Source organism: Clostridia bacterium (assembly GCA_035561135.1).
Classification (GTDB): domain Bacteria; phylum Acidobacteriota; class Terriglobia; order Terriglobales; family Acidobacteriaceae; genus DATMYA01.
Map to the genome: position 1 here is coordinate 126,989 of DATMYA010000008.1, position 11,261 is coordinate 138,249.

General features: G+C 51.3%; 7 protein-coding genes and 1 tRNA gene. 6 read left to right on the plus strand and 2 right to left on the minus strand.

The genetic code is table 11. The annotated features are described in order from the left end of the window. Positions 1 to 110: 110 nt before the first annotated feature. The 3 genes from VN622_00770 (at position 111) to VN622_00780 (ending at position 6,938) form a co-directional block, all read left to right on the plus strand. The gene (locus VN622_00770; GenBank protein HWR34385.1) at positions 111 to 3,233 is read left to right on the plus strand and encodes a helicase-related protein; all 3,123 of its coding nucleotides are present in this window, start codon (positions 111 to 113) and stop codon (positions 3,231 to 3,233) included. Next, positions 3,230 to 4,759 (plus strand): hypothetical protein, encoded by a 1,530-nt coding sequence (locus tag VN622_00775; protein ID HWR34386.1) that lies wholly within the window; start codon positions 3,230 to 3,232, stop codon positions 4,757 to 4,759. The genes VN622_00770 and VN622_00775 overlap by 4 nt, the downstream gene beginning before the upstream one ends. A gap of 145 nt (positions 4,760 to 4,904) precedes the next feature. Then, entirely contained in the window at positions 4,905 to 6,938 is a 2,034-nt protein-coding gene (locus tag VN622_00780) for a DEAD/DEAH box helicase (GenBank protein HWR34387.1), read from the plus strand. A 63-nt stretch (positions 6,939 to 7,001) separates the two neighbouring features. Here the strand turns inward: VN622_00780 and VN622_00785 are convergent, their stop codons facing one another. Next, positions 7,002 to 7,466, minus strand: a complete 465-nt coding sequence (locus VN622_00785) for a helix-turn-helix transcriptional regulator (protein HWR34388.1) — start codon at positions 7,464 to 7,466, stop codon at positions 7,002 to 7,004. A 177-nt stretch (positions 7,467 to 7,643) separates the two neighbouring features. On the opposite strand from VN622_00785, the gene VN622_00790 reads away from it, so the two are divergent. The 3 genes from VN622_00790 to VN622_00800 all read left to right on the plus strand — a co-directional run bounded on the left by VN622_00790 (position 7,644) and on the right by VN622_00800 (position 11,136). Next, positions 7,644 to 7,823 (plus strand): hypothetical protein, encoded by a 180-nt coding sequence (locus tag VN622_00790; GenBank protein ID HWR34389.1) that lies wholly within the window; start codon positions 7,644 to 7,646, stop codon positions 7,821 to 7,823. A gap of 613 nt (positions 7,824 to 8,436) precedes the next feature. Then, entirely contained in the window at positions 8,437 to 9,384 is a 948-nt protein-coding gene (locus VN622_00795; protein HWR34390.1) for a recombinase family protein, read from the plus strand. Between the two features lie 195 nt (positions 9,385 to 9,579). Next, on the plus strand, positions 9,580 to 11,136 hold the full coding sequence (locus VN622_00800) for a recombinase family protein (protein ID HWR34391.1): 1,557 nt from the start codon (positions 9,580 to 9,582) through the stop codon (positions 11,134 to 11,136). Here VN622_00800 and VN622_00805 read toward each other — a convergent pair. Then, a tRNA-Asn gene (locus tag VN622_00805) sits at positions 11,122 to 11,196 on the minus strand. The two genes, VN622_00800 and VN622_00805, sit on opposite strands and share 15 nt — an antisense overlap. Positions 11,197 to 11,261: the final 65 nt, after the last annotated feature.

Here is an 11,261-nt window from a genome sequence, read left to right on the forward strand (position 1 = left end):
GAGGCGAGAATCTCCCCGTCTAGTCGAAGAGTTCATTCGCACTTCCCCGGGCCTGCGTATTAGGATGAAGTCTTTTCGATACCTTTCAGGAAAGCCAAGGAGTCGAGTTGATGTCCACGGGAGATCCAGCAGTCGCAAAATCGAAATTCTCTGTTGGACAGCAGATTCGAAGACGAAGTTCACCAGACCAACTCGGGTACGTAGTAAAGCCCCCACAACGGTTGGGCGGGGAGTGGTGGTATCCGGTATTCTTCGGGTCTCAACGCGCCGTAAACGTTCCGGAATCCGACATCGAGGAGTTTTCAGCTCGCCGGACCGTAGAAGATCTCTTCAACGAAGCGGTGTACGGGTCGAAAGAGAGCTTCTCGAAGCTTATGACGTTTACAAAGCTTCAGTTTCCGCTTCGGAACAACCTCTACTCCTTCCGTTCCACCAGAACCGAGTTCAAGTCGTACCAGTTCAAGCCGCTTCTCAAATTCCTGGACTCACAAAAACAACGCCTACTCATCGCTGACGAGGTTGGTCTCGGAAAAACGATTGAATCAGGTCTGATCATTTCTGAACTTCGGGCCCGGCATCCAGATTCTCTGGATCGCATCCTGATCGTCTGCCCATCTGCCCTTTGTCTGAAATGGCAGATGGAAATGCGCAATAGGTTCGATGAAAAATTCGACATTCTGGACTCCAGGGGGTTGCGAAGATTTCTGCAGCTTTTCCAAACAGAGGGGGATTCCGTCAAGCTCAGGGGGATATGTTCGCTTCAGTCAGTTCGATCAAAGGATGTAATTGAAGAATGGGAGGCTGCTGCTCCACCCTTGGACCTCTTGGTGATCGACGAAGCACACCACCTCCGTAACCCTGAAACCCTTTCACATAGAATTGGACGCTTGCTGGGCGACAATTCCGATGGAATGCTGTTACTCACTGCAACGCCGATCCATCTCGGAAATTTAAACCTCTTCTATTTGCTTCGATTGCTTGACCCGGAAGTATTTGGAACGGATCCGACTTTGTTACGCGACAAACTCGGCGAAACGCTCTTCGACCAGATGATTCGTGCGAATGAACCGGTCGTTGATGCATTGAGAGAGCTCCGAGCTAAATACCCTCCAGATTTGGGGCAATGCGCGGCAATCTTGAGACGCGTCGAATCTGGGCCGAGATCTTCTCTCTTCACCGCCAACCCGGAATATGGTGAAACCGTCAAGCGCCTTGCAAACACTACGCAGATAAGTCGAACAGATGTCATTGCGTTACAACGGCGCGTGACCAATCTCAACCAGCTTAGCCAGGTATTCACGCGCACGCGCAAGCGCGACGTTGAATCTCGGTCGTTACGACAGGCGCGCACCGTGACTGTCAACTGGACGGCGCAGGAACAGGCGATATATGACGCTGTAACGGAGCGGATCACGCATCTTCATCAGTCCGACAAAGTGTTCGCCATGTTCCTGGCTATGACGCCTCAGCGGCAGATGGCAAGCTGCATACCGGCAGCGGCTAGCAGGTATGAGACACCTGGCTCGGCACTCGTTGGGACTCTGGATGAGGAGGAGACAGACCTCCAGGCTGAAGACTGGCCACAAGAACAATCGCCAACTTCAGAAACGACTCTCGACATATCTCAGGCAATCCACGCGTGGAGAGGAGCAGGCTCGCCTGATACTAAATTTGAAGCATTATTGGAAATATTCCGCCTCGTTGATGCGGTTGAGCCGAATGGGAAGGTTCTTGTATTCGCATATTTCAAAGGGACTCTGGAGCATCTCAAAACGAAACTTCGCCAGCGGGGACTTGGTGTTGAGGTAATCAGCGGAGATTACGATCGAGAAACCCGGCAAGAGCGGATGGACCGGTTTAAAACAGATCCTAAACTTCGAATCTTGCTTTCCTCCGAAGTAGGTAGCGAAGGATTGGACTTCCAGTTTTGTCACATTCTCGTGAATTACGATCTGCCCTGGAATCCAATGGTCGTGGAGCAACGCATCGGCAGACTCGACCGCATCGGCCAGATGTCCGACAAGGTTAGCATCTTCAATCTTTCAATACCGGGTACGGTGGAAGATCGAATCCTGAGTCGGCTCTACACGAGAATTCAGATCTTCGAGAAATCAATCGGAGACCTGGAACCGATAATAGGAGAAGAAATTCAAAGGCTTACTTCTGACCTTTTTCGTTCACAATTGACAACCGCCGAACAAGAGGCGCGCATTCGGCAGGCCGCCGACGCCCTTGAAAATCGCCGGCAAGAGATGGAGGACCTTGAAAAAGCCAGCAGTAAATTCATTGCAGCAGATGAATTCTTCGAAGATGAAATCGGGCGTGTTCAACAAAAAAAGCGATACATCTCTGGCGTCGAACTTGAGACATTCCTGGAAGAGTTTTTGAAAGATAGATTCCCCGAGTGTGCTCTGGAGAATGACGGCAATGGATACTTTCAACTGCACCTCACCTCAAAGCTTGAGTATTTCGTTAAGGTGAGAACGCGAACGGAAGACCCCGCATGGTTTGAATTCATTCGTAAATCCAGTGGGGGGATCCTGCGATTCACTTTCGACTCAGAGATTGCGCTACGAAACCGTGAGATTGATTTCCTTACAGTTCAGCATCCATTGATTCGGGCGATAAAGCAGTATTACGAAGAAAACGCTGAGCAACTCCATCCGGTGGCAAAACTCAGCGTCCGTACTTCACTGGTTGAGCCCGGAGACTATTTCTACTTCATCTATCGCTTGGAGTTCTCCGGAGCTCGCAAAGAACATGTTCTTGTTCCGATTTTCGTATCGGCCGATGCTGATTCAATCCTCAGCGCGGAACTCTCAGAAGAACTTCTAACGCATTTGATTACTGAGAGCCAAACCTTGGACCTGCTACCGACATATGAGTGCAATCAAAGTTATCTGGCAACGGCGACCTCATACTTCTCGGAATATTTGCAGCAACAAAGACAGGATCTTGCAAAGTTTAATGAAGCTTTGGTGCAAAGCAGGCTTGCCAGCCTCAGACAATCTTATGACGCAAGAATCGCCAGAAAACAGCAACTTCTCAAAGAAGGTCAAAGCAGAAATAGTCCTACGAAGTATTTAAGAATGCTCGAAGGAACGCTTCGCCGTCTTAATTCGGAGTTCCATGAACGCCTTGAACAGGCCGAAAAAGAAGCCAAGCTCGAAATCACATACGACCATATCGCTGCGGGAATCATCAACGTTCATCGCGAAGCAGGCCTGTCATGAGTTGGCTGACACGAATACTTAAGAAGTTTGGCAAATCTTCTGCACCCGTACCGGCCCCTCGGCAGCCGGAGCCTCCTAAGACAAGCACGCAAAAGGTCCCTTCTGCGCGCCAGGTTTCTAAGCAAGTTGTAATCGGTCTTGATTTCGGAACAAGCGGTACGAAGGTTGTTGTGCGCGACTTGGGTCCTAACATAGCCAGACCATTTCTTTTCGAGCAGAAACTTACCGATGGTCCTGCATACATCCTTCCGTCCGTGGTATTTGTCCGGAATGAGCGGCTTTATTTTGGCCATATCCCGGCAGGAGGAGGTAGTCCTTCTTCCACCTTCCGCTCTTTCAAAATCTGTTTGGTTTGTGAAGCTGGCAAAATAAGTTGTCGAGGTTGTGAAAACGGAAACGGGATACTCACGCGAGGCATATTCAGGCTTCCGAGCGAGGGAGCCGAGGTGGAGGTGACCGCTACACAACTTGTCGCCGGATTCCTCGCACACGCGATTGGTGTAGTGAAGAGATCTCTTCAAGAACAGTTTGGACCAAATACGAGAATCGATAGCTGGATTAACATGGGAGCACCGGTCGATCACGAGGAAGACTCCAGCCTGCGGGACGAGTTTATTCGGGCCCTTTACATTGGGGAGAGGATCCGTTCATCGATACATCAGGGTATCGGTCTCCGAGAATTCCTCGCAATCTATCAGTCAGCAGCGCAGGAAACCGTTCCTCCTCCTGAGGAGCGCACAGTTTTCGTCCACCCCGAAACGGCAGTCGGCTTGATGTCATTCATTCGATCTCCGCAAGCACGGGACGGCCTTTACGCTTTGGTGGATGTCGGTGCTGGAACGACCGACATTTCGTTTTGTCGGATCACTCGACCTGTAGTTACCGATGCAGGGTCCTGGAATTCGGATATTAGCGATGTCATGGCTTTTTATGGCGCGAGCACGACAACAATTGGTTCCGATGAGATTGATCGCACGATAGCTGCTCTTTTGAGTGAAAAGACTAAGACAGCATCCAGCTCCGCATTGATACTGAAAGCCAAACAGCTAAAAGAAACTGCAACGCCCAGCGCAACCATAACGTGCTCTTGTGCTGGGAAACAAATCACGATTCAACCTGCGGAACTACGAAAACAAGTTCGCGAACCGATCGATACAATGCTGTCCACGTACAAGAAGACCAATTACAAGGCTTTTTTGAAAGAACCTATCCAGTCCAGATGGAGGTCGTATTCCATCTTCCTTCTTGGAGGAGGATCGCGCTTCAATCCCGTACACGAGGCGTTCGCCAAGTCGCGTCCTTCCCATGTCAACGAAAGCATTGGGGTAGAAAGACTGTCCTGCCCGGCTGACCTGGATTGTGCCAAAGAAGTAAAAGCTCAGTTCGATATCATCGCTATCGCCTATGGACTGTCGTTCCCTCCGCTGGATTTTCCGCGGATTTTCAGACCTCGGGAAGTCGAGCCTCTGCGGTTTCAAAATCAAAGAGAACAGCGTCCGGATAGGGACGAGCTGTATCCGATGTAGCCGGATCATCAGAGTGATGACATCATGCAGGAAGCGTGTTTACTGTCGATGGCTCTCATTAGGCTTTTCGACGCCGAGATGCTCGCACAGCCCTGAACCCGCGACCGAATAGCGGCGCGTTCTGTTGCAGCGCTCAAGGACGAGAATGAATCCGAAGAGTCATCAAGATATTCCGGGTAGAGTCAGCCTCGAAGAATTAGACAATCGCCGCTCCAAGGGCGCGCTTCTTGACCGCGGACGGCGATTGAGCCCTGAGCAACTAATGAGAGAATTAAAACGCTTTGGGCGCGTTGTTAAGTGTGACTACCGCAGTTTCAGGTCACTCGAACAGGAAGCTGTAGTCTATCGCGCACTAGAAGGCGAGGACGTTCTTGCGATTATGCCTACTGGCTCGGGCAAGTCGCTCGCGTACCAGTTCACTGCCTTCCTTAAACCTAAAGAATTGACCTTGGTGATTAGCCCTCTCAAAGCGTTAATTGCACAACAAGACAAGTTCCTCCCCTTCGGAATCGGACTGACCAGCGACACATTCGACAGGAGTGCGGTGTGGGATTCGCTTTTGGCCGGTGAGAACTACGTCCTGTTTATTTCTCCAGAGATGCTCTCGAATGCAAGTTTCCACATCCGATTAGCACGGTACCTGAAACGTGGCCACTTAAAACTAGGACGGTTCGTTGTCGATGAAGTTCATTGTCTCTCCGACTGGGGCCATGACTTCCGCGCGCAATACTGGTGGACTGCCCACTATCTCCGGCTTCTGGAATCTCAGATACCGGCGTCCACAAAGACGAGGGACCACGTTCCGCTCCTGCTTCTTACCGCCACAGCTGACGAGCAGGTCCTTGGAGACATCCGACAGCATTTTCCAAAAATCGAGGACCATGAGATCGTGCGTGCGCCGGCGAATCGACCTGAACTGGTGCTCTCTGCTTGCCGTGTAGATTCCGCGCGTAAACGCATTGATACTCTGGCCCGGCTCCTCCGGAGGCAATCAAAACGCCCGCTACCCCAAGGGACCCCTCGCCGAGGAATCGTTTTCACGTTGGAAGCTGTCTCCCGCGATGGTGGTGACGATATCAGCAATCGGTTCAAGGCAGATAGGTTGAAGGCAGACGACGTCGTCACAATGCTTAGAAAGCGCGGCTTGCGACATGTTTACAGCTACAGCGCGAAAGGCATGGACAAAATTGGTCGCGATGCGTCACGCGAAGCCTTCGAAAATGCTCTTCCAAGGCGAGGACACGTTACCGCAATAATTGCGACGAATGCCTTTGGAATGGGGATGGACTATCCCTCAGTACCATTTGTTTGTCACTTATATCCGCGCCCCAATGTTTCAGAATATTGGCAGCAAGTAGGTCGCGCCGGACGCGGTATGAACGGGAATGGCGACGAGGGTTGGGCCGAGGCCTTGTCATTATATTCGCGGAAAGACGCCCGATACTCAGTTCGCTTTGCAAAAGCCCCCGCGGTGGATGGGCTGCTGAACGCGTTCACGATACCCCTGCATGGGTGGATGTATGTTTTGGCGCCGGGTGCTGGGCACATGTCGTTGTACGGTCGCGGCGGAGGACGTACGCGTTTCGCCAAGCTGCTACAACGACTCCAGGAGATGGAAATCATAGGGCGTTCCGAGCATCACGTGCTCGTGCCGAAAGGTGCCGTTCGTTATCGCGTAAACCTTCGTTTGTTGCGACGCCGCTCAGTCTTGGCCCGTCTAGACGAGTTACAGGACGATGAATTTCCCAGTAAAAGGCTGAGGAAGGTGTTTCGGTATCTCCGAATAGCTTCACGGTCCAAGAAGCAGCAATACATTGCTCTCGATCGCTGGCTATATGACCACGATCGTCAGGGCTCAGTGCTTCAGCGCCTTAACCGGTGGGTCGATGCCGGGTATCTTGAACTAACAAGTAAGATGAAGAAGGACTTTGAAATCCGCCTAATCGCGACGAAGCGCTCGCTTACGTCAGCAATGGTGAGAAAGATAGTTGAACGCAACGATCTCTGGGCGGAACACAAAAAAGAGTGCATGCAAGAGATGTTTTGGGTCTTGCGCGCAAGCTCTCCGCAGGTCAGGCAGAGGCGTGTCCTTCAATACTTTGGAGAAACGACTTCAATGCAGTTCAAATATGATCGGCATGTCATAGCAGGGCTGCCGAAATGGCTGGCAAAGACGTAGCCCTTCAGATTCAATCACCGCTGTCATCGGATGCGGCCTGGCCTGCTTCATTTAATTTGAAAACTATAACTTCACCGCCGTTGCGCGCCTGAACAGGGCATATCGAATCACGTCTTCGGCATCGTTGTCACTGAGATCACGTATGGCGTTAAGGATTGCGGCGGAACGCGAGTCAATCTCAGATTGTGGCAAAAAGTATGAAATAGGCATCTTGAAGAACTTCGAAAGTTTTTCTAAATCGTCAAGCGTGGGTTTGTAGATAGCGGTTTCCCAACGTGAAATGGTGTTGGGATTAGTTCCAATTCCTTCAGCCAGCGCCTCTTGACTGATTCCGATGCCATTCAATCCTGTTCTCAAAGTCCGAATTTTCCTTCCGATCTCTTCGTACGTGCTCGACATGTTTACGCCCGTCCTCGCGACAAATCGGGTAATTCCTGAAAGTGCAATATACAACATAGTGCAATGCTGTATCAGCACATTAGATGCACTATTGCACGTGTTTGGGGAACTGAATCTAAAATCAAACATGTTGAATAGACTGGTCACACCGACGCGGCCGTCCAAGTGGAGTTGCCTGCCGAAACAGCATTTTGAGATTATTTTCACGTCTTAATCGGACAACTCCCGCCTCATTGGTAACCGTCATAGCTCGTGATTGTGACTTCCTCCCAACAGTTCGGGAGTAGTGCAAGCGAAAGGTACAGCATGGAAAACCAGTACGAGGAACTCCACACCAGCTTAGTGGCCCATCTTTTGGACCTGCTTCGAGAGAATTTTGGAGAGCTACTTGTCAGCGTTTCGCTGGGGCGGGATCGAAAGCGCGACGTAATACTGAAGGTGGGGAAAAGCGAGAAGTTCACGATCCCCGAAAAGGACATCCCCTAGACCCGTTCTTACCTGTCGCTAGTGTGGACTCTTGGGACTAGAGCCACTTTCTTATCCACCTCTGCCGCCAATGCTACCTGTGGGATTCAGGAGCCGGCGTTCCGGGCATCGCGCCCGTCGAACCTCGGAGTCCGCATGGCGCCCAGTGGTGATCTCATCTTCAGAACGCAAGCCCTCTTCGCACATGTAACCAACCAAGATCTCTCGCAAGAAGAAGCCCGTGAATGCACCGCCAACCTTGGCAGCTTTTTCAAGTTGCTTAACGACTGGCAGCGGAACGCACAGGACGGCCGAAACTCGAAGATCCCTCCAACTACTCCGGTATCCCCATCGCCATCACAAAGCGAAATCAGAACTGAGAACTTAACAATCGAAGAGGAAGCTGCGCCTCTCTACGAAGTCTTCGCAGCAAAGGAGCGCAAGTGAAAGGTGCCATATATGCAAGGTCCGCGATCGTAAATCACGATTCCATCTCGGCGCAAGTTGAGGAGTGCCGATGCAAAGCTGCAGGGATTGAGGCTGAAATTCCTGACGATCTCGTATTTGTCGACAATGGGACTCATGTGGAGGTGCTCGAGCCACCAATTAGCACGTTTTCAGACAAGGAGGGTGAATGAACCCCAAAAGAAAGACCAGTGCTGTCGGAAACCACCTCGTGAGATCGGCGGTGTCGTACGCCCGTGGGCGCTCTATTGATGAGCGGGAAGGACACTCAGTCAGCGACCAGCAAGGATCGATTCGTGAATATGCAACTCGTCACGACATCGAAGTCGTTCGAGAATTTGCCGATTTCAACGATCAACGTAACGTAACTGGAAGGCCTGCTTTCCTTGAGATGGTCTCTTTTCTCGCGAAACATCCTGAAGTAACCATCATCCTCTCACTGTCGTGTGACCGCCTGTCTCGAAACCTTCAGGATTTCGGCCTCATCGAGGATCTTGATCGCGACCTACATCTGATTAGAGAGGGCGTGATCCTCTCCAGGGCCTCTTCAAGTTCGGGGAAACTTCTCCATGCCATGCAGGTAATGATTGCCAACGTTTACTTGGACAATCTGTCTGCAGAAGTGAAAAAGGGACAGCGCTCAAAAGCACTGGCAGGACTGTGGCCGTCGTTTGCTCCGATCGGATACAAAAATGTTGACCTCGGATCAGGGCAACGCGGAATTGCACCTGATCCTGCTCGGGCTCCACTACTCGCGCGCTGTTTCAGAATGTTTGCCACCGGCCAGCACTCAATCCGCAGTGTGGCAGCTTGGGCAAACTCGGCAGGTCTTCGGTTTAGGAACAGTAGCCGATCAATTAGCGCTCGGGCACTTCGAGCGATTCTGCAGAACAGCATCTACTCAGGAGCTTTTCAATGGGAAGGGACACTGTATACGGGCAAACATCAGCCGATCATCTCGCGCGAGGTTTGGAACCAGGTGCAGAGCCTTCTCAAGGTTTCTCACCGTCATCGCCATCGCGGAGTTCGGAATCAGAAACAGCTTAAGGCAAAGGGACTGATGGACGGCAAGTGCAACACGCGCATCAATGATGCTCGGGAAGGAGGCGATGAATGAAAAGAAGATTAGTGATGAAGGTCGCTGCAGAGCAGTCCAAAAGAGTGGCGGTCTCGTACGCACGGTTTCCGACAGAAGCGGAGGAATACGAGAGGTTCTCGATCGATGACCAAATCAAGCTGATAAGGGAAAACCGTGGAAGAACGGCTTCAACGTCCTCCAATAATTCGCAGAGCCTGAAAGAAGGAGCAATGAATGAAACGAAAACTAGTTAAGAAAGTGGTTTCGGAGCCGACCGAAAAGTTAGGGGTTTCCTATGTCCGGGTATCGTCTAAGGAACAAGAGAAGGAAGGTTTCTCTATCCCTGCGCAGCAGAAACTAATCCGTGAATACGCGGCGGAGAAAGGTATTGAGATTGTAAGAGAATTTGTTGACGTCGAAACCGCAAAAACGAGTGGCAGGGAGGAGTTCGGAGAGATGGTGAGTTTCCTCGTTGAGCATCCGGAAATCTACGCCATTCTCACCGAAAAAACGGATCGGCTGCATCGAAACATGAAGGACTATTGCACGATGGAGGAACTGCAACGCGAACTCCACTTCATCAAGGAGGGATCCGTCATCTCCAAGGATTCGCGGTCTGCCGAGAAGTTCATCTATGGAATAAAGTCTCTGATGGCCAAGAATTACATCGACAACCTGAAAGAAGAAGTACGGAAGGGTCAGATCGAGAAGGCTTCGCAAGGGATCTGGCCTTCATTTGCCCCTATCGGTTACGAGAATGTCTTACTGCCTTCAAACAAGCGCGGCATTGCTCCAGACCCGAATAGAGGAGAACTGGTTCGCGCATGTTTCGAGCACTACGCAACCGGCAACTTTTCTCTCAAGGAGCTGGCGAAATGGGCTAAGTCCGCGGGGTTAACATTTCGCGGCAGTGGTCGTCCGGTCAACAAAGCAACCTTGCAAGTAATAGTTCACAACCGCATTTATATGGGTGAGTTTGACTGGGACGGCGTTCGTTATGTTGGCATTCACACACCACTCATCTCAGCTGAATTGTGGGACAAAGTCCAAGGCGTTTTGGATCGGCGTTATTCACAGCGTTATCGGGTGGTCAAGAACGATCTGGCTTTCTCCGGCCTGATCAGGTGCGGCCACTGCGGCTGCGCATTAGTGGGGGAGATTAAGAAAGGCCGTTATGTCTACTACCATTGCACTCGTAACCGTGGTGAATGTTCCCAGAAGTATGTGAAGGAAGAGATGCTCGAAGCCGCTTATGTGGAGGCGATCGGTCGAATCACTCTGCCAAGCGAATTCGTGGATTGGGCGCTCTCCGTGATTCGGGAAAACGCGGAGGAGGACCGACGCTTTCATCTCGAAGCCGCTGCTCGCCTCGACAAGGAACTTGTCCAAATCCAAAAACGTCTGAACACAATGTACCAGGACCGGCTGAGTAATCGGATCTCCCCCGAAATGTACGACGAACTCGCCGCATCGGTGAATCGGGAGGAGGCCCGGCTGCAGCGCGAGATAAAGGAGCATCGATCAGACTCACCGGCTTCGTACGTAGCAGAAAGCGCGCAAGTGCTCGAACTCGCTGCAAAGGCCCGAAAACTGTTCGAAATGCAGACACCGCGTAACAAACGGCAACTGCTAAACGTAGTCCTATCGAACTCGACCTGGAAAGACGGAAAGCTCAGCGTCGATTACCGCCAACCCTTTGAATTATTTAGCACTTGGAGTGAAACAATGAAGAACGCAACAGAACACGAAGGCGGAGAAAAGGGCCAAAATGAAAATTGGCTCCTCAGGTAGGACTCGAACCTACAACCCTCCGGTTAACAGCCGGATGCTCTGCCATTGAGCTACTGAGGAGTGCGACTGACGCGCCCTGGCGAGCGCATCAACTGTGTACGAAAACGATTGTATCAGTCGAACGG

Excerpts from the sequence above, each read along its gene's own strand:
- VN622_00790 (HWR34389.1), top strand. The coding sequence starts at position 7,644 with ATGGAAAACCAGTACGAGGAACTCCACACCAGCTTAGTGGCCCATCTT.
- VN622_00770 (HWR34385.1), top strand. The coding sequence starts at position 111 with ATGTCCACGGGAGATCCAGCAGTCGCAAAATCGAAATTCTCTGTTGGA.
- VN622_00785 (HWR34388.1), bottom strand. The coding sequence starts at position 7,466 with ATGTTTGATTTTAGATTCAGTTCCCCAAACACGTGCAATAGTGCATCT.
- VN622_00780 (HWR34387.1), top strand. The coding sequence starts at position 4,905 with ATGAATCCGAAGAGTCATCAAGATATTCCGGGTAGAGTCAGCCTCGAA.
- VN622_00775 (HWR34386.1), top strand. The coding sequence starts at position 3,230 with ATGAGTTGGCTGACACGAATACTTAAGAAGTTTGGCAAATCTTCTGCA.
- VN622_00800 (HWR34391.1), top strand. The coding sequence starts at position 9,580 with ATGAAACGAAAACTAGTTAAGAAAGTGGTTTCGGAGCCGACCGAAAAG.
- VN622_00795 (HWR34390.1), top strand. The coding sequence starts at position 8,437 with ATGAACCCCAAAAGAAAGACCAGTGCTGTCGGAAACCACCTCGTGAGA.